The sequence below is a fragment of the Acetobacterium malicum subsp. dehalogenans DSM 11527 genome (genome assembly GCF_000472665.1).
In the GTDB taxonomy this organism is placed as follows: Bacteria; Bacillota; Clostridia; order Eubacteriales; family Eubacteriaceae; genus Acetobacterium; species Acetobacterium malicum.
In genome coordinates, this window is sequence record NZ_AXAC01000024.1 from 15,440 (window position 1) to 33,817 (window position 18,378).

Genomic DNA, 18,378 nt, shown 5'->3' on the forward strand with positions numbered 1-18,378 from the left:
TAATTTCTCCTTCGCTATGTACTTCTCTATCCTTCAATCATTGAAATCAGTTTTTTCGCCATTGCCAGGGCAAAGGCTTCGTCGTTGATGTCGGTATCCATTTCCACCAGTTCGACTTTTTTTTCGATGTTTGCCCGTAATTGAGCAAACAGTTCCGCATCTTCGGCCGGGCCATAGAATGGTGCCCCTTCGACATCAATAGCGGAAACCCCTTTTAATGGCAGGAATAAAGCAACCGGGCCGGTGGCCATATTCAGCTTGCTGGCGATAATTTTGCCCATCTGGGAACACTCGTCAACGGTGGTTCGCATCAGGGTGACGCTGGCATTATGTTTATAGAGGTTTCTGTCTTTATATTTTTCGGGAACGGTTTCTATCGCCCCAAAATTAACCATATCCAACGCTCCTACCGACACAACCTCCGGAATTCCGGCTTTGGCAGCGGCTTCCAGGCGGGTTGGTCCGGCTGTGAAAACGCCGCCGGCCACCTCATCGCACCATTCGGTGGTGGTCGCATCGAAAACGCCTTTGATAAAGCCCGCTTCAATCAGACTTTCCATGGCCATACCCCCGGCACCGGTGGCGTGAAATACCAGGACCTCATACCCCTGATCTTCCAGATATTCTCTGGCCGCGGTGACGCAGGGCGTGGTGACCCCAAACATTGTCGCCGCCAGCAAGGTCTTTTCTTCTTTAAGCTCAGGAATATCGAAACTGGCCATCCCAGCAATAGCGTTGGCGGCATTAGCCAGAATGTGATTCGAAATACTGTTAATCCCGGAAATATCCACCACCGAATACATCATGGTAATATCTTTTTCCCCCACATAGGGACGGGTATCGCCTGAAGCCACGGTGGACACCATAATTTTTGGCACCCCTACCGGCAGACTACGCATCGCAAAGGTGCCAATGGTTGTTCCGGCTGATCCGCCCAGACTAATGACCCCATCAACCTTCCCCTGGTCATAGAGATCTTTAGTAATTTTAGCCGCCCCGGCCATCATGACATCAATACCGAGACCCCGATCATGTTGTTTTTGCAGTTCTGCAAGTGTTGCCCCCCCCGCAATGGCGACGGTTTCACTGGTGACATCCGGCACAAATAAGGGCTCGCCGATAACCCCGCAATTGACTGTGGTGGTACTGAGACCCCGCTTTTCAATCAATTCTTTAATAAACTGGAATTCATGACCCTTGGTATCAAAGGTCCCTACGATTAATACATTTTTCATTCCATGCCCCCCTTGAATTTATTTTTTGATAACTTTTCTTGTTATATTAACTCGCAAGGTTTATGCCAAGTATTAAAATCAACCAAGCCGCTGTTTCAGCCATTCTAAATCCAGGTGTGAGAAAACCTTTTCCCAAACAAATGAGAAATGGGCAATATTTTCCCATTTCGAGTAAATATTGCCCATTTCTTTACTCCATGGGTTCCTGGTCTTCCATGGACAAATTAAATTTGATTATTTTGTTGTAAAGGGTTCGCCGGGAGATGCCGATTCGGTTGGCCGCTTCGGTACGGTTCCACTGGCAGGCTTTGAGAACGCCCAAAATATAGGTGCTTTCCAGGTGTTCCTTACTGGTCGCCAGCATCACTGAACCCAACTGATCAGGAATCTGGGGTTTAGGGGTGAATTTTGGTTTATGCATTTCTTCCACCGCCATGTCATCCCGGCGGATATATTTTCCTTCGCTGAGGATGACCGCTCTTTCCAGGACATGCTTCAACTCCCGAACATTTCCGGGCCAGGAGCATTCCATCAGATAGGCCATGGCATCCGGGGATAATCGTTTTTCTTCTAACTGATATTTTATTTTAAACTCTTCCAAAAAGCGATTACATAATAGCGGAATATCTTCGGTATGCCGCCGTAGTGGCGGCGTGTTGATTTCCACCACATTCAATCGATAGTAGAGATCCTCCCGGAAACGATTATCGGCTACTGCCTGTTTAATATCGACATTGGTGGCGCAGACAATCCGCACATCAACATAGATGGTTTTCTCGCCACCCACTCGTTCAAATTCCTGCTGCTGAATAATCCGTAGCACCTTCGCCTGGAGGTCCACGTCCATTTCCCCGATCTCATCCAGAAACAGCGTACCATGATTGGCCAGTTCAAATTTCCCCAGCCGCCGTTTGTCGGCCCCGGTAAAGGCCCCCTTTTCATGACCGAACAGTTCACTTTCCAATAAGTTAGGCGGTAAAGCGGCGCAATTCACTTTAATCAACGGACCCAGACAACGTTTGCTGTTAAAATGCAGAGCTTTGGCCACCAGCTCTTTTCCAGTTCCACTTTCACCCTGAATCAAAACGTTGACATCCTTATCGGCGACCTTATTGATTAGTTCATACATATCCTGCATGATCACACTTTGCCCAACAATTTCGTCAAAGCCCCGCTTTTTTAGCAGTTCTTTCTTGAGATGCTTATTTTCCTGCTTTAATTTATAATAATTTTTAAACTTATCCGTCGTTTCCGATATCGCCAGTTCAGTGGGTATCCGCTCAAAGCTGGAGCCGCCGATATAACCGATGGTCTGGGAATTTTTATAGAAATAATAGGCATCCTCCGGAGAATTAATGGGGCCGCCATAGATCATCTTATAGGTTCGGGGATTGATCTCATCGACGGCAGCAAAAATTGCTTCAGTCATTTCCAGACATTCGTTAATGGTGGAAAAAACTTTACCGGATTTCTCGCCGCCCCGGGTCCAGCCAAAATGAGCACAGATCACATCCACGCCTACCCGGGTCATCGCCCGGGCCTGCTCCTGATCAAAAACAAAGGCAATGGTAAAGAGGTTGGCAGCCACCGCTTTTTCCATAAACTCAATTTCCTGGTCATAACCCAGCCCTTTTTCCTCCAGCCATTCCCGGAATTGACCATCAACCAGACCAATGGTGGGAAAATTATTGACCCCGCTAAAACCCAGATCCCGGACTTTTTGAATCAGTTCCTGATGGGTATAGTTGGGATCAGTGGCATTAATACCGCAGATCACCGCCCGTTCCTTAAGCTTAGGCAATATTTCCCGGCTGGAAAAGTCAAATACCAGCTCATTGCTATTGGCAAATGGCATCATACATCCAATCGAAGGAATCCCCGCCGACCGAAATCGCCCGGCACTGAGGGCCAACAGTAAATCAGCCCCGCCCTTAACGGCCTGCTTGGCAAAAAGCCCGGACCCTACGGCCACCCCAATCACTGGTTTATTCATCTTCAAACTATTCTGGATCATTTTCTCGATGGCTTCTTTTTTCTTCATGGTTTTTCTCCCACTCATATCAATCTGACTTTATTATACAGCCCCCTGTCAAAAAACGCAAAAAGACTATTGCAGTGTTCTGCAATAGTCCCAGACTGTCAAAAAAGATAACCCAGTACCGACAATTGTTACATCATGTTGTACGCATCGGAGCGGACACGGCGAAGCCTGTCCGATTCCGCGGCGAACAACAGATTCACAATTGGTCGGTACGGTAGTTTAGCGACAACCTCAGACTATTGCAGAGTCCTGCAATAGTCCTTACTTACATTTGTGATTTACTAAATCTATAAGCCGAGTTCTGTTTAAATAGTCATCTATCTCGATTTATTGTTACCAATAAATTCTAGCGACCTACCATAGGACAACGACGAGCAGCCGTCTTTCAAGGTCCGTTCTTGGTCTTGCTCCAGGTGGGGTTTACATAGCCGCTGTGTCACCACAACGCTGGTGAGCTCTTACCTCACCCTTTCATCCTTACCATTGCTGGCGGTATACTTTCTGTTGCACTTGCCTTAGAGTCGCCTCCACCGGGTGTTACCCGGCACCCTGCTCTGAGGAGCTCGGACTTTCCTCAACCGGATTGCTCCGGGTGCGACTATCTGATTTACTAAATCACTATAGTATACACTGTCTGCTCTAAAACTTCAAGCCTTTTTTACTGTAACCCTTAATAATTCACAATAAAATCCCGGGCTGTTTCGGCTACGATCATTTCCGGGCAGGCATCTGCCAGGCCCGCTGTCAGTATTTGCTGGAAGCAGTTGGTTACCCATTTCTCAGTACCATAATGGCCGGCATCCAGGACCCAGATGTTGTTTTCCAGGGCCCGTTGCCCGTCGTGGTGCTTGAGATCCCCGGTGATCAGCACATCCGCTCGTTTAGCTTTGGCCAGACCGATCATGTCCGCTCCAGCGCCGGAACAGATGGCCACCCGCCGGACGATATCCGGCACCTTGCCAGCTCCTCTTAAGGCGACCAGACCCAGCCGTTCTTTGGTATTGGCAATGAAATCTGCGGCATCCATCGGTTGGCTTAACACCCCAATTTTTCCCAATCCGTTTTCATTGATCAGACCACCGTTTTCCAGAGCGATGACGTCATAGGCCATTTCTTCATAAGGGTGATTTCTTTTTAACGCAGCAATCAGATTCTTTAAATCCGGTGCAGCGACTATCGCTTCAATCCGGTCTTCGGAAACACTGGTCAGTTTATTGAGATCGCCAATAAAAGGTTGGGCCCCCTCAAGCGGACGGAAGGTACCGGTACCGGGCGAGCGATAGGTGCAATAATCATAATCGCCAATAGCTCCGGCGCCATTTTTCCCCAACACTTCAATGATTTTGGGACTGGCCTCCACCGGGGTAAAAACCACCAGCTTGTAATAAGCCGTCGGATTGGAAGGTTCCAGCGTTTTGATCTTTTCGAGACCCATAATCTCGGCCAGATAATGATTAAGTCCTCTTGCGGCCTTATCCAAATTGGTATGGGCTACATAAACAGCGACATCATTTTTGATTAGCTGGGCAATGATTTGACCCTTTTCCCAGTCGGTGGACAGAGTTTTTAAACCATTGAAAATAAATGGGTGATGGGCGATAATCAGGTCCGCCTGCTTCTTAACGGCCTCATCTACCACCTCGGCGGTGATATCCAGAGTTAACAGAATCCGCTTGATAATCTGCTGACGGGATCCTACCTGAAGACCGACGTTATCCCAGTCTTCGGCCAGTTTTTCGGGAGCATGGGTTTCAATTATTTGGATGATTTGATTTAGTTTGACAGACATCTTTTCACCTCATTCAGTTTTTCGATAAACAAACTGCTTTCCTGAAATTGTTTCGCTGCAACCACTGTGGTTTTTCCCCGGGTACTCCTGACAATCTGCTGCTCCAGAAATATTTTCCGTTCGATCAGCGCTATGAGTAGAGGATGTTTATAGAGATAAAATTCGAAACCCAATTCATATTCCAAGGGATTGGTAAAAGTCATCGTTCCCGGTTCAGCAACAATTATTTCGTAAACCCGATCCCCCTCACGAGCCAGCTCTTCTCTGATGATGCGAAAACCGGATGCGGCCAGATATTTTCGCAGCACTGCCTGATTATTCATCGGCTGGAGCACCAGTTTTTTCTTCTGTCTGGCCACATCTGGCTGGGCTTCCAGCAAGTCCCGGATCAGGAGCCCCCCCATGCCAGCCATGACGACGGCGTCAACCTCTCCGGGTTTAAGCACAGAGAGACCCGAACCAAGTCGGGTCTCTATCTGTTTTTCCAATTGCTGTTCACTGATAATTATTTCAGCTTTTTTAAGCGGCTGCTGGTTGGTATCACTGGCGATTGCCCGGGAAACCAAATTGTTTCCGACCAGGTACACCGGTAGATAACCATGGTCGGTACCAATATCGGCCATGGACTTTACTCCAGCCACACAGCTGGCAATCACTTCAAGCCTTGGACTTAACTTAATCTTCATTTTAGGTTAAATAATCCTTTAATTTCTTGCTGCGGCTGGGATGTCTCAGTTTGCGTAAGGCCTTCGCTTCAATTTGTCTTATTCGTTCGCGGGTGACATTGAATTCTTTGCCGACTTCTTCCAACGTCCGAGCCCGGCCATCATCTAAACCAAAACGCAATCGCAGAACCTTTTCTTCCCGTTCGGTCAGGGTGTTCAAGACCTCAATCAGCTGTTCTTTCAGCAATGCATAAGAGGCGGCTTCGGCTGGTGCCGGAGCATCTTCATCAGGAATGAAATCACCCAAATGGCTGTCTTCTTCTTCCCCGATTGGTGTTTCCAGAGAAACCGGATCCTGAGCAATTTTCTGTATTTCGCGAACCTTTTCTTCCGAGAAGCCCATTTCCTTACCAATTTCGGCTGGGGTCGGTTCCCGTCCATATTCCTGTAACAATTGCCGGGAAACCCGGATCAGTTTATTAATGGTCTCGACCATATGCACCGGAATCCGGATCGTTCTGGCTTGATCGGCAATGGCCCGGGTAATCGCCTGGCGAATCCACCAGGTGGCGTAGGTACTGAATTTAAAACCTTTTGTATAGTCGAATTTCTCAACCGCCTTGATCAAACCCAGGTTTCCTTCCTGGATCAGATCCAGAAATGACATTCCCCGCCCCACATAACGCTTGGCAATACTGACGACCAGACGGAGGTTGGCTTCGGCCAATTCTTTTTTGGCGGAATCGTCGCCAGCTTCCATCCGACGGGCCAGAGCCATTTCTTCATCACCGGTTAATAAGGGGACCTTACCGATTTCTTTGAGGTATAAACGAACCGGGTCATTGACACTGACCGAATCTGCCAGCTCAATTTCCTTCTGGTTTTCTTCCTCAAGCTCCGCGGCCTCCAGAGCTTCCAGTTCGAGATCGGTAAAGGCAATTTCGATCCCTTCCTTTTGCAGGTATAAATAGATTGAATCAATTTCTTCGGGATCAAGATCCGCCTTATCCAGAATTTCTTCAAAATCGTGGTTATTTAAATTCCCTTTTGATTTTCCGCGTTTTAACAGCTGCTGCACTTCTGGCATCAGCTCAATTGCGACTTTTTCAATTTCAATGATGTCGTCGTCAATATCGATGATCACATCGTCGGTTTTTGCTTTCTCTAGTTTCATTTTAGTGCCTCCCGTTTTCTTTCATCATTTTCTTAATCTCTATGAATTGATTGGTGAGCCGTGCCACCTCATCGTCGTTACCATTGGTTGATTCTCTTTTTATTTGTTCAGAAAGTCGGTCAAGCTGAGCTTCATTATAAAAACGATTCATTATTTCCAAAGCATCTTGATAATCTGACCGGGAGACTTCATCCTCGTTCATCATAAACTCAACTATTTTTTTGACTTCTTCTGAATCTTCAAAATGTGACATAATCTGATTGACTTCAAACCTGATCCCTGTTTTGCGCTTGTCTGAAAGGGTCCTGAGTAAATCTTTATAAAAAGGATCGGTCAGATAGTCCATCGGAAACTCATCGATGATGTCGGGTGTTTTTAAACAAAAGCGAATCGCTAATTCTTGGGCTTTTTTATATGCCCTGGGAATTTTTAGCGGGGCGGCTTCGCTGGGGGGTAGCTCCACCAGCTGGGAAGAATTGTCGGATCGGGTTTTTGAACGCAAAACTTCGCGCCGGATCACTTCCTGATTAATTCCCGTTTCACCGGCAACTATTTTGCTGTAATAATCAATTTCTACCGATGTCTCCAGCTGTCGCAATACTTTGATTGCCTCATTGCCATAGCGGAGCCGGCCATCAGTTTGGGACAGATCGTTGTGACTTTTTAGTAACTCCAGCTCATACTCAACAATCGTTAAAGCCTTGGCAACAAAATCCTTAAAGCCCTGCTGGCCATACTTCTGGACAAAGGAATCGGGATCCTCATTTATCGGCAAGTTTAATATTTTAACATTTAAGCTAGTTTTTTTCAAGATATTCATGGCTTTTTCAGTTGCCGATTTCCCCGCGCTATCTCCATCAAAGGCAATAATCACTTCGCTGGCATAGCGTTCCAGGATTTTTCCATGAAACGGGGTAAAGGCCGTACCCAACGCAGCCACGGTATTCTTGATCCCTTTTTCATACAAGGAGATCACATCCATATAGCCTTCAACAATAAATAAACGCCCTTCTTCCAAAAAGTTTTTGCAGTGATTCAAATTATAGAGCTCATAACTTTTAGAAAAAATAGGGGTTTCTGGGGAATTAAGATATTTGGGCCCATTTTGTCCGGCTGCCATCAAGCGACCACCGAAGCCGACAATCTGGCCCCGGGGATTAACGATCGGAAACATAATCCGGCTGCGGAACCGATCATAATGTCGTTTCTTTTCCGAAGCCAGAATCAGACCTGAATCCAGCATTTCCGTCATCGTAAAGCCTTTGGTGTTAAGGAAATCGGTTAATCGACTCCAGTCTTCACTGGCATAACCCACCCCAAATTCCCGGATCGTTTCCTGACTGATCCCTCGCTGCAGCAGATATTCCCGGGCTGGTCGCTCTGTTTTTAAAACTTTGTAATAGTAATTCGCCGCTTCCCGGTGCATTTCATACAGGCGTTTCTTTTTTTCGTAAGCCTGATGATCTTCCTGTTGGTTCTGCTTTTCCGGCAAAACCATATTTACCCGAGCTGCCAGAAATTTGAGTGCGTCGACAAAAGGCAGTTTTTCCATTTCCATAACAAAGGTAATTACATTGCCGCCCGCTCCGCAGCCAAAACAATGATATAACTGTTTTTCTCGGGAAACCGTGAACGATGCCGTTTTTTCATTATGAAACGGACATTTACCTTTGAAAGAATTACCCACCCGTTTTAAGGTCATGTAACCCGAAGCGATATCCACAATATCATTTGCCTCAATGACAGATTGTATCAATTCTTCGGAGTAGTAATTTGTCATTTGTTTTTTCCTTTTTTATAAAGTCTTGACTTTTGAGGGTCTATTAACTCTATTCTAAATAAAATTCAATTCTCCTTTTTTTAATATCCTTTATTTTCAAATTTAAACAAAAATAAAGTTTCATTAATCTTTCAAAATATTATCAACAGTGGATAATATTTAATTATTGGGGTATTTAAAAACTAATAACACTATTTTTAAAAGAAAGAGGTATTTTTATGGAAAAGAAAAAAGTTATTGAAGTCATTCATGAAAAAGTGAAAGTTGCCAATTTTGATGATCATGGAAAAGCTGTTCTCAACATGGATGACGTCGGCGACGGCCAAGTGATTATGGATGTGCTTGAAGAATTGAAATCAGATACAAGCTTCGATTTTGATTTTGACTTGGACAAAATGTTATTAACCGTTCATAATCCTGATGATGATCTGGACGGATTTGCCAGAAGACACCCATCTCCCCAAAAATGTAAATAGAATTGACCCAAAAACCCTATCTAGCGGTTAATAAACGAACTAAAAGCTCCATTGGACTAGACCAATGGAGCTTTTTCTGTGATTAAACGTCAGAGAAACCCCGCAGGGTTTCTCCGCTTATAGATTAAATTACATTTCTGATTTTTGTTTGTAACCCATGTAACGTTCCAGAGCTTCTTCTTTTGCCTTATCATAAAGGGTTGCTGAAACTTCTGGGAAGGTCAGTTTTAATGAGGTGTAACGAACTTCTGAATCCAGGAATTCGGTGAATTTGTCCATGTCCGGTTCTTTAGAGTCGAGGATAAATGGATTCTTTCCTTCCTCTTTCAGGGTTGGGTTGAATCGGTACAGATGCCAGTATCCAGATTCCACGGCAAATGCTTCGTGGCTTTGGGTACGGCTCATGCCGCCCTTAATGCCATGGTTGATACAAGGTGCGTAAGCAATGATCAGTGACGGACCATCGTAAGCTTCGGCTTCCTGAAGGGCTTTCATAAATTGATTTTTATCAGCGCCCATGGCCACCTGAGCCACGTAAACGTAACCGTAGGTTGCTGCCATCATACCAAGGTCTTTTTTCTTGATTCGTTCCCCAGCTGAGGCAAATTGTGCCACTGCCGCGGTTGGTGTTGACTTAGAAGCCTGACCACCAGTGTTGGAGTAGATTTCGGTATCCAGTACGAATACGTTGATGTTTTTGCGTGAAGCTAAAACATGATCCAGTCCGCCGTAGCCGATATCGTAAGCCCAGCCGTCGCCACCAAAAATCCATTGGGATTTTTTAATCAGGTAAGCCTGATTATCAAGGATAAACTTGGCATAAGTCGCCAGTGCTTCACTTGGTGTATAAGCAGTTAAGGCTTCAACCAGTTTAGCCGAGGCAATTTTTGAAGCTTCCGCATCTTTGCGGCTATCGATCCAGGCTTGTCCAGCTGTTTTAACTGCTTCTGGAGCATCGCCAGCGATGATTTCTTTGAGGTAGTTTTCAATCGTATCGGCCATTTTTTCAGTAGCCAGCATCATCCCAAAGCCATACTCGGCATTATCTTCAAATAAAGAGTTGGCCCAGGCTGGTCCTTTTCCTTCGGCGTTTTTACAGTAAGGTGTGGATGGTGAAGATGCTCCCCAGATTGATGAACAACCGGTAGCATTAGCCACCATCATGCGATCCCCAAACAATTGGGTAATGGTTTTAATATATGGTGTTTCGCCACAACCGGCACAGGCGCCAGAGAACTCAAGCAATGGCTGACAGAACTGGCTGCCTTTAACGGTCGCTTTATTCATCAGGTTATCTTTAATTTTTACTGTGGTCGCATAGTTCCACATTGGAATTTGTTCTGCCTGGGTATCAATTGGTTCCATTTCCAGGGCTTTGGTTTTTGCCGGGCAGGCATCCTGACAGTTGCCACAACCGGTACAGTCAAGGGTGCTGACCTGGATCCGGTACTCTAAGCCATCAAACTGTTTTCCGGTGGCTTTAACTGTTGTAAATCCTTCTGGCGCTGCAGCTTTTTCACCAGCATCCACTAAAACCGGACGGATGGCCGCATGTGGGCAAACAAATGAACATTGGTTACATTGGATACAATTTTCCGGAATCCATTTTGGTACATTAACAGCGATTCCGCGTTTTTCGTAGGCTGAAGAACCCGACATAAAGGTTCCGTCTTCCACGCCAGTAAAGGTTGAAACCGGAATATCATCGCCTGCCAGTCGGTTAATTGGACGCAGCATTTTGGTGATGAATTCTGGTACATTTTCTTCGGTTGCGGTTTCAGCTTTAAGTTCTTTCCATGATGCTGGAACATCCACTTTAACCAGGGCATCAATTCCCTGATCAACAGCCGCGTTGTTCATATCAACAATTTTCTGACCTTTATTACCATAGGATTTCTGAATCCCTGCTTTAGAGAAGGCAACTGCATCCTCAATTGGAATAATGTCAGCCAGTTTAAAGAACGCTGATTGCATAATCATGTTGGTGCGACGACCAAGGCCAATTTCTTCAGCAATTTTGGTAGCATTGATGATATAGAAATTAATGTCGTTGTCAGCTATATATTTTTTCAAGGAAGCTGGTAATTTTTCATCCAGCTCGGCGCCTTCCCAAACGGTGTTGAGCAGGAATGTTCCACCTTTTTTCAAACCTTTCAACAGGTCATACTGGTGAACATAAGCCTGAGTTGAACAGGAAACAAAGTCTGAGTTTACAATTAAGTAAGTCGACTTGATTGGCTTTTTACCAAATCGTAAGTGGGATACTGTAACCCCGCCGGATTTCTTGCTATCATAAGAGAAATAACCCTGGGCGTATAAATCGGTATGATCGCCAATGATTTTAATGGCTGATTTATTGGCTCCAACGGTTCCGTCAGATCCCAGCCCCCAGAATTTACATCCCTTGGTTCCTTCAGGAACAGTATGCAGGTTTTCACCCAGTTCCAGGTTGGTATGGGTAACATCGTCCACAATCCCAATGGTAAATTTATCTTTTGGCTGAGCCAGTTTTAAATTATCGTAAACAGCTTTAATTTGAGCAGGTGTGGTGTCTTTTGAACTGAGTCCATAACGACCGCCAACAATCAATGGCTGGAATTCTTTACCATAGAAAACGGTACAGATATCCTGGTATAAAGGTTCGCCTAAAGATCCGGGCTCTTTGGTACGATCCAGGACGGCAATTTTTTTAACGGTTTTTGGCAGCACATTCATTAAGTACTCTGGTGCAAAAGGTCTGAATAAGCGAACTTTGATCAAGCCGATTTTTTCGCCTTGAGCCACTAAATAATCAATGGTTTCTTCAATGGTATCGGTCACAGAACCCATGGCGACGATGATATTTTCAGCATCGGCAGCACCATAATAGTCAAATAAATGGTATTCCCGGCCGGTTTCTGCTGATATTTTTTCCATATAGTCAGCTACAATCGCTGGAATATTATCATAGAATGGATTACACGCTTCTCTGGCCTGGAAGAAAATGTCCGGATTTTGAGCGGTTCCCCGAGTTACTGGATGTTCCGGATTCAGGGCATTGTTTCTGAATTCCTGGATGGCATCAAAATCAGCCAGTTTTTTAAAGACATCATAATCGATGACTTCAATTTTTTGAATTTCGTGTGAAGTTCTGAAACCATCAAAGAAATGCATAAATGGCACCCGGCTTTTAATTGCGGCCAGATGGGCAATCGCGGCCAGATCCATTACTTCCTGGACACCGCCGGAAGCCAATAAAGCAAAACCAGTTTGACGGCAGGCCATAACATCGCCATGATCACCAAAAATGGATAATGCCTGAGCAGCTAAGGTACGGGCAGTTACATGAAAAACGCCTGGCAACAATTCGCCGGCAATTTTATACATATTCGGGATCATTAATAAAAGTCCCTGAGAAGCAGTAAAGGTAGTGGTTAAAGCCCCTGCCGCCAATGATCCGTGAACCGCACCAGCAGCGCCGCCTTCGGATTGCATTTCGGAAACTTTTACTGTTTCACCAAAGATATTTTTTCGTCCCTGTGAAGCCCAAACATCCGCATATTCGGCCATTGGGGATGAAGGGGTAATTGGAAAAATAGCAGCAACCTCGGTGAACGCATACGCAACGTGTGCAGCCGCTGTATTTCCATCCATTGTCATCATTTTTTTAGGCATGATTTTCCTCCTTGAAATTAAAACAAAATGTTTTTGTTGATGGTCTAAATAGCAAAATTTTATCTATGAAATTATATCATATTAGTTTTTGAGTGTATACACTTTAATAAGGGTAATTTTTTGCTGCTATTTTCCGGCAATTTTTAACTTGTTTACCCGAAAACGATTAACGTTATACTTTTTTATGATTTATATTTCTTTTAAATGGATAAGATAGTTTGTTCGAGAACTTTTATTCACGCAAACTACTTTTTCACAATAATTCACTGCGGATGAACTGTTAAAATGTTTAATAACAGTTCATCAACAGTAATTTTTGTGAAGTAATAACTTTTTTTATTTTTTTTATTGCTCAAAAATCATCATTTCTTTTTAGCTTCTTTAAAAGCCAGCTTTTCTGGGATTAAAAAATCTGACTGGAATTCGAAACATTCCTTGGCTACCACACTGCTTAAGACGAGCAGACTGATCAAGTTTGGAATGGCCATCATCCCGTTCATGGCATCTGATAAATTCCAGACGATTTCCAGCGCGGTGGTGGCACCAACAAAAACAACCAGACAATAGAGGATCCGGTAGATGGTTACAGCGATCGGCGCTTTGATTAAGTATTCCAGTGACTTTTCACCATAGTATTCCCAACCCAGTATCGTTGAAAAGGCAAAAAGGGTAATTCCAACAGTGACAATATAACCGCCAACAGGTCCTAATGCTGATTGGAAAGCAGCAATGGTAAGATTTGCACCCATCAAAATTTCACCACTGGCATCCAATGTTCCCAACACCCCTGACGAGGCAATTACCAGACCCGTAATCGTACAGACAACGATGGTATCAAAGAAGGTTCCAGTCATATTGATATAACCTTGTCGTGACGGATGATCAGTTTTTGCCGCTGCGGCAGCAATTGGCGCCGAGCCTAAACCGGCTTCATTTGAGAATACGCCCCGGGCCACACCCCAACGCATGGCTGTCAGCATCGTCGCAATAATGGTTCCGCCAACACCGCCAGCCATTGCCGTCGGCGAAAAGGCCATCGTAAAGATTTCAGCGATACCAGCTGGTAAATTTTCAAAATTGATGATAATAACTACAATTGAAGCCAAAACATAGAAAACAGCCATAAAAGGTACGATTACGCCGGATACCTTCCCAATACTCTTGATGCCGCCGAGAATAACCATAAATGCCAGAACCATCAGAATCAGTCCGGTTATCCAGGTCGGTACCCCAAAGGTACCATTCACTGCTCCAGCAATGGAGTTGGCTTGGGTCATGTTCCCGATTCCAAAGGATGCCACCGTGGCAAACAATGAAAATAAGAACGCCAGAGTCAAGCCGATTTTTTTATTTTTGAAGCCATTTTTCATGGCATACATCGGTCCGCCGGCCATTTCGCCTTTAGCATTGGTTTCCCGGTATTTAACGGCCAGAACACTTTCGGCATATTTGGTCGATAATCCAAACAGGGCTGAAATCCACATCCACACCAGGGCTCCTGGCCCCCCCAGCACCATCGCCGTTGCGACACCGACGATATTCCCGGTTCCAATGGTGGCCGCCAGGGCTGTCATCAGCGATTGGAATGGTGAAATATCACCACTGGAATCGTCTTTGTGGGTCTTGTCCTGCTTAGCAAAGACCGATTTTAGCGCATAGCCCAGGTTGAGCCATGGCTTGAATTTTAAACGCACGGTTAAGAACATACCTGTCCCCATTAGCAGTGCCAGCATAACGGGTCCCCAAACAAAATTATTTACAGCTGAAATGATCTCCGAAAAATTCATATTGCCCCCTTAAAATTATAAGCTTTGTTATCGATTACAGTTTTGTTTCAAATCTTCTGATAATAAGGGCTTCACCATTATCTGTAACAGTGTCACCCTTACTATCAGTTATCTAGAGCTAAATTTTATGTCTTTTTTTTCGTTTCTTTATTTCTCAATGCTGATGATTAAAATTTTCGTTTCCGGGTTGATTAAAATTAATTCTTAAACCTACAGCAACTCTTCTGCTGGTACGTATTCTTTATTTAAGCCTTCAGCTACGCCCTTACAGGTAACATGTCCCTTGTAAGTATTTAATCCTAATAATAATGCAGGATCTTCCTTCATGGCCGCTTCTGGTCCCTTGTTGACAATCGCCATTAAATATGGCAGGGTGGATCCGGTCAGCGCATAGGTGGATGTTCGGGGAACGGCACCTGGCATATTGGCAACGGAATAATGGATCACACCATGTTTTTCAAAACAGGGATCATCATGGGTCGTGCTGTGATCAATGGTTTCGACTGAACCACCCTGGTCAATGGCAACATCGACAATAACTGATCCTTTTTTCATGTTTTTAACCATTTCTTCAGTGACCAGTTTTGGCGCTTTTTCGCCGGCAACCAGAACCCCACTGATCAGTAGATCTGATTTCCTGGTCAATTGAGCCATGTTATAGGGATTACTGATCAGTGTCGAAACCCGACCATTAAAAACGTCATCCACATAGGTTAATCTTGGTTTGCTGATATCGATAACGGTAACATGTGCTCCCAGACCCACTGCCATTTTCGCTGCGTTCATACCCACTGTACCAGCTCCGATGATCATTACTTCGGCTGGCAATACGCCGGTAACGCCGCCTAATAACATACCGACTCCGCCATGGTAGCGCTGCAGCATGGTGGCACCAACTTGAACTGACATTCTTCCCGCCACTTCACTCATAGGGATTAATAAAGGCAGCGAGTGATCTGGTAATTGGACGGTTTCATAAGCAATCCCGGTAATTTTTTTCTTCATTAATATATCGGTTAAAGGCAGGTTTGGAGCAAGATGTAGATAGGTAAATAAGGTCTGTCCTTCTTTCATCAGTTCATATTCTGACTCGATCGGTTCTTTTACTTTTACAATGATATCGGATTGTTCAAATACTTCTTTGGCCTGTTGCAGGATTACGGCTCCTTCAGCTACATATTCACTATCTGCGATGCCACTTTCGAGACCGGCTTTTGTTTCAACTAGGACCTTATGTCCACTCGCCACCAAGGCATGAACACCTGCTGGTGTTACGGATACACGTGATTCATTGTTCTTAATTTCTTTTGGAATACCTACAATCATGATAAAAACCTCCTGTTTATTTAATATAATTTTTGGAACATTGTGATTATGAAAACCTTTACATATTCTTGTCTTCTTACGGAAGGATTGAATATGTATTCTTGACGGTTGACAGGGTTACAATCGTTTTCGTCTTTTGTACCCCGGGAACTGTTTTAATGCAATTTAGCACTGCTTCCAAACTTTGGGTATCTTTGGTAATAATTTTAATTAAATAATCATAATCTCCGGCCAGATAATCACACTCAATGATCTCACTCTCATTTTCTACCAGTTCGACAAAGCCATCAATAAAACTGGGATGCTTAAGTGATATAAACATATAGGCAACCAGATTTTTATTCATTTTTTGAGTCGATAAAATAACCGTATATTTTTGAATGATTCCGGAAGAATCTAATTTTCGTATTCGTTCGCTGATTGCTGGAACCGATAAGCTGACTTCGCTGGCAATTTCGGAAGCCGTAACTCGGGCATTTTTCTGCAACAGCTTGAGGATTTCAATATCAATTGAATCCATGTAAGCTCCCTTCTATTAAAATTATTGAGTTCATTATATCCGACTTTGTAAGCATATTAAACGTTTTCAATGAATAACAAGTGATCTTTTTGTCAAAAGAAAAAAATACTTTAAATGTTTAATCATTACCGGTAACTTATTGCTCCCATGATTAATTATTTTATCCGCTTTTATTTTCCAATTGAAAAACTGAAGCTAAATTTAAAAAAACTTAAAAAATTAAGTCTCTCATCACAGTTATTTAATCATTATTATTCACTAAGTCGCATAAATACAGATCTCAATTATTAATTTTTTATGATTTCACGCCAGTCCGTCGTCACTAACGACCGACTGGCGTGATTGTTTAAGTTGTCTGGAGGTCATTATCATTATATTCCAAAGGGTTAAGTTAATTATTCAAGCGTTTTTCGATGGCGGCAATGGTTTCGTTAAGAACCTTGATCCTGGCATAATATTTATTCTGGGCTTCCACAATAATCCAGGGGGCATTGACAGTTGACGTTTTCAGCAACATTTCATCTACGGCTATTTTATAAAGCTCCCACTTCTCCCGGTTGCGCCAGTCTTCGTCAGTGATTTTCCATTCCTTGTCGGGATTCTCCTCACGCCCGGTAAACCGCCGCAACTGCTCATCCTGATCGATTTGGAGCCAGAATTTGATGACGATGGCACCCCAATCCGAGAGTTGTTTTTCAAATTCATTGATTTCCCGATAACTCCGCTCAAACTCTTCCTGGGCGCAAAAGCCTTCAATCGGTTCCACCATTACGCGACCATACCAGGTACGATCCCATACACCCAGATGACCATTTTTAGGAATGTCCCGCCAAAAACGCCAGAGATAATGATGCTTTCTTTCAATATCACTGGGACTGGCGGTGGGGTAAACGGTATAACCCCGGGGATCGAGATTTCGGGTCAACCGTTTAATACAGCCACCTTTACCAGCCGCATCCCATCCTTCAAAACCGGCAATCAGGGGAATTCGGCGGCGATAGAGTTCGTATTGAAGCAACCTAATTTTTTTCTGACCTTCTTTTATCTGAATCTGATATTCTTCTTCACTGATGACCTGATCCAGCCCAATCCCATCAAGTATTTTCGATTGGAAGGGCATGTCCCCGACCTGAATCAGCGGTTTAAGCTCAGCCTCGGGAACCATTTTTGCTGCTTCAATGGCTTTTTCCAGACGTTTTTCCAGAACACTCAAGACCTTGATCAAAGCATAGTCTTTTTGTTCGCCTTCGATAATCACCCAGGGAGCACAATCGTTGTCGGTCAGCTCCAGGCCCCGGTTGACTTTTTCATAGAGTTTATCGTAGTGCTTGTTCTCCTTTTTATCCCGGGGAGTCACCCGCCAGGCGGTGGCATCATTTCCCAGCAGTTTAATGAAGCGTCGTTTTTGTTCTTTTTTGCTGATATGAATAAAGAACTTGAAAATAATCATGCCATCTTCGGATAAGGCCTCTTCAAATTCATTGGCCTGTTTCATCAGCCCCTGCATATTCAAGGCATCGATGGATTTACGATAAACCAGATCGCTGTAATAACTGCGATTAAAAATGGCAATCTGACCTTTCTCCGGGGTCTTGGTCCAATAACGCCATAAGAACGGACGGAAGATCTCATCCTCGTTTTCCTGTTTTTTAAAATTGTGAACCCGGAAGGATCGTGGATCCATGGGCATCAGCAGTTCATTTATCAGGGTTCCCTTCCCGGCCGCATCCCAACCTTCAAACAGAATTAATACCGGTATCCCCATGTCGTGCAGGGTCCGTTGCAACTCCCCCAACCGAACCGTCAGCCGTTCTTTTTCCTGGCGGTAACTTTCTTTGTCAATTGTTACACCCAAATCAATCTTCTCCAGCATAATAGCCTCCTAAACCATATGATTTTTGATTTTTATTAAGTCCAAATAAAATACAAAA

At 44.2% G+C, this 18,378-nt stretch carries 12 protein-coding genes and 1 other RNA gene; 1 reads left to right on the forward strand and 12 read right to left on the reverse strand.

What is annotated here, in order from left to right; translation table 11 throughout:
* Window positions 1-26: 26 nt before the first annotated feature.
* From A3KS_RS0110115 to dnaG, 7 genes are all read right to left on the reverse strand, one after another.
* Window positions 27-1,235 carry a Tm-1-like ATP-binding domain-containing protein gene (locus A3KS_RS0110115; RefSeq protein ID WP_026394826.1) on the reverse strand — a complete coding sequence of 403 codons (1,209 nt, stop codon included), beginning with the start codon at window positions 1,233-1,235 and terminating at the stop codon, window positions 27-29.
* Between the two features lie 190 nt (window positions 1,236-1,425).
* Complete coding sequence (locus A3KS_RS0110125; protein WP_026394827.1) at window positions 1,426-3,276, reverse strand: sigma-54-dependent Fis family transcriptional regulator; 1,851 nt, start codon at window positions 3,274-3,276, stop codon at window positions 1,426-1,428.
* Window positions 3,277-3,550: 274 nt separating this feature from the next.
* Window positions 3,551-3,890: RNase P RNA component class A (gene rnpB, locus A3KS_RS22595), an RNA gene on the reverse strand.
* A 56-nt stretch (window positions 3,891-3,946) separates the two neighbouring features.
* Complete coding sequence (locus tag A3KS_RS0110130) at window positions 3,947-5,065, reverse strand: Nif3-like dinuclear metal center hexameric protein (protein ID WP_026394828.1); 1,119 nt, start codon at window positions 5,063-5,065, stop codon at window positions 3,947-3,949.
* The gene (locus A3KS_RS0110135; RefSeq protein ID WP_084504961.1) at window positions 5,050-5,751 is read right to left on the reverse strand and encodes a tRNA (adenine(22)-N(1))-methyltransferase; all 702 of its coding nucleotides are present in this window, start codon (window positions 5,749-5,751) and stop codon (window positions 5,050-5,052) included. Before A3KS_RS0110135 ends, A3KS_RS0110130 begins: the two co-directional genes overlap by 16 nt.
* 1 nt (window position 5,752) lies before the next feature.
* Entirely contained in the window at window positions 5,753-6,817 is a 1,065-nt protein-coding gene (rpoD, locus tag A3KS_RS0110140) for an RNA polymerase sigma factor RpoD (protein ID WP_035355961.1), read from the reverse strand.
* Window positions 6,818-6,905: 88 nt separating this feature from the next.
* The gene (gene dnaG / locus A3KS_RS0110145) at window positions 6,906-8,684 is read right to left on the reverse strand and encodes a DNA primase (RefSeq protein ID WP_026394831.1); all 1,779 of its coding nucleotides are present in this window, start codon (window positions 8,682-8,684) and stop codon (window positions 6,906-6,908) included.
* A gap of 218 nt (window positions 8,685-8,902) precedes the next feature.
* Here dnaG and A3KS_RS0110150 point away from each other — a divergent pair, with 218 nt between their 5' ends.
* Window positions 8,903-9,160 (forward strand): hypothetical protein, encoded by a 258-nt coding sequence (locus A3KS_RS0110150; protein ID WP_026394832.1) that lies wholly within the window; start codon window positions 8,903-8,905, stop codon window positions 9,158-9,160.
* Between the two features lie 129 nt (window positions 9,161-9,289).
* Here the strand turns inward: A3KS_RS0110150 and nifJ are convergent, their stop codons facing one another.
* The 5 genes from nifJ to pap all read right to left on the reverse strand — a co-directional run bounded on the left by nifJ (window position 9,290) and on the right by pap (window position 18,320).
* A complete protein-coding gene (gene nifJ / locus A3KS_RS0110155; protein ID WP_026394833.1) occupies window positions 9,290-12,814 on the reverse strand; it encodes a pyruvate:ferredoxin (flavodoxin) oxidoreductase in 3,525 nt (1,174 codons plus the stop codon).
* A 362-nt stretch (window positions 12,815-13,176) separates the two neighbouring features.
* Window positions 13,177-14,601: an alanine/glycine:cation symporter family protein gene (locus A3KS_RS0110160; protein WP_026394834.1), complete on the reverse strand. Its 1,425-nt coding sequence runs from the start codon at window positions 14,599-14,601 to the stop codon at window positions 13,177-13,179.
* 210 nt (window positions 14,602-14,811) lie between these two features.
* Window positions 14,812-15,927, reverse strand: coding sequence for an alanine dehydrogenase (gene ald / locus A3KS_RS0110165; RefSeq protein ID WP_026394835.1), 1,116 nt, complete (start codon window positions 15,925-15,927; stop codon window positions 14,812-14,814).
* A 76-nt stretch (window positions 15,928-16,003) separates the two neighbouring features.
* On the reverse strand, window positions 16,004-16,447 hold the full coding sequence (locus A3KS_RS0110170; protein ID WP_026394836.1) for an Lrp/AsnC family transcriptional regulator: 444 nt from the start codon (window positions 16,445-16,447) through the stop codon (window positions 16,004-16,006).
* 391 nt (window positions 16,448-16,838) lie between these two features.
* Window positions 16,839-18,320, reverse strand: a complete 1,482-nt coding sequence (gene pap / locus A3KS_RS0110175) for a polyphosphate:AMP phosphotransferase (RefSeq protein ID WP_026394837.1) — start codon at window positions 18,318-18,320, stop codon at window positions 16,839-16,841.
* Between the last annotated feature and the right edge of the window lie 58 nt (window positions 18,321-18,378).

What these genes read in the sequence shown, in the direction of transcription:
- A3KS_RS0110115 (WP_026394826.1), bottom strand. Translation starts at nt 1,235, where the DNA reads ATGAAAAATGTATTAATCGTAGGGACCTTTGATACCAAGGGTCATGAA.
- A3KS_RS0110125 (WP_026394827.1), bottom strand. Translation starts at nt 3,276, where the DNA reads ATGAAGAAAAAAGAAGCCATCGAGAAAATGATCCAGAATAGTTTGAAG.
- A3KS_RS0110130 (WP_026394828.1), bottom strand. Translation starts at nt 5,065, where the DNA reads ATGTCTGTCAAACTAAATCAAATCATCCAAATAATTGAAACCCATGCT.
- A3KS_RS0110135 (WP_084504961.1), bottom strand. Translation starts at nt 5,751, where the DNA reads ATGAAGATTAAGTTAAGTCCAAGGCTTGAAGTGATTGCCAGCTGTGTG.
- rpoD (WP_035355961.1), bottom strand. Translation starts at nt 6,817, where the DNA reads ATGCCAGAAGTGCAGCAGCTGTTAAAACGCGGAAAATCAAAAGGGAAT.
- dnaG (WP_026394831.1), bottom strand. Translation starts at nt 8,684, where the DNA reads ATGACAAATTACTACTCCGAAGAATTGATACAATCTGTCATTGAGGCA.
- A3KS_RS0110150 (WP_026394832.1), top strand. Translation starts at nt 8,903, where the DNA reads ATGGAAAAGAAAAAAGTTATTGAAGTCATTCATGAAAAAGTGAAAGTT.
- nifJ (WP_026394833.1), bottom strand. Translation starts at nt 12,814, where the DNA reads ATGCCTAAAAAAATGATGACAATGGATGGAAATACAGCGGCTGCACAC.
- A3KS_RS0110160 (WP_026394834.1), bottom strand. Translation starts at nt 14,601, where the DNA reads ATGAATTTTTCGGAGATCATTTCAGCTGTAAATAATTTTGTTTGGGGA.
- ald (WP_026394835.1), bottom strand. Translation starts at nt 15,927, where the DNA reads ATGATTGTAGGTATTCCAAAAGAAATTAAGAACAATGAATCACGTGTA.
- A3KS_RS0110170 (WP_026394836.1), bottom strand. Translation starts at nt 16,447, where the DNA reads ATGGATTCAATTGATATTGAAATCCTCAAGCTGTTGCAGAAAAATGCC.
- pap (WP_026394837.1), bottom strand. Translation starts at nt 18,320, where the DNA reads ATGCTGGAGAAGATTGATTTGGGTGTAACAATTGACAAAGAAAGTTAC.